At 48.6% G+C, this 560-nt stretch carries 1 tRNA gene and 1 rRNA gene; both read left to right on the top strand.

Annotation, left to right across the window (positions count from 1 at the left end):
• Positions 1–121: ribosomal RNA gene (locus GO007_RS28855) — 16S ribosomal RNA — on the top strand; the annotation flags it as partial.
• 84 nt (positions 122–205) lie between these two features.
• Positions 206–281 (top strand) — tRNA-Glu (locus GO007_RS28850).
• Positions 282–560: the final 279 nt, after the last annotated feature.

Below are 560 nucleotides of genomic sequence, written 5' to 3'. Positions count from 1 at the left end.
GGTTGCAAAAGAAGTAGGTAGCTTAACCTTCGGGAGGGCGCTTACCACTTTGTGATTCATGACTGGGGTGAAGTCGTAACAAGGTAACCGTAGGGGAACCTGCGGTTGGATCACCTCCTTACCTGAAGAACCTGCCTTTGTAGTGCTCACACAGATTGTCTGATGAAAAGTAAATAGCAAGGCGTCTTGCGATTGAGACTTCAGTGTCCCCTTCGTCTAGAGGCCCAGGACACCGCCCTTTCACGGCGGTAACAGGGGTTCGAATCCCCTAGGGGACGCCACTTGCTGGTTTGTGAGTGAAAGTCGCCGACCCCCATATCTCAAAACTAACTCAGTGAGTTACGTTTGAGATATTTGCTCTTTAAAAATCTGGATCAAGCTGAAAATTGAAACGACACACTGTTTCCTTTCTCCGTAATAAGAAAGGAAAAATGGTGTGTTCGAGTCTCTCAAATTTTCGCAACGCGGACTGTTTTACGAAACAGCTTCGGGTTGTGAGGTTAAGCGACTAAGCGTACACGGTGGATGCCCTGGCAGTCAGAGGCGATGAAGGACGTGCT

The organism is Klebsiella sp. 10-1 (assembly GCF_009758445.1).
Classification (GTDB): Bacteria; Pseudomonadota; Gammaproteobacteria; order Enterobacterales; family Enterobacteriaceae; genus Klebsiella; species Klebsiella scottii.
The sequence above is the reverse complement of the archived record's forward strand: the minus strand, read 5'-3'. Positions and strand labels throughout refer to the sequence as shown.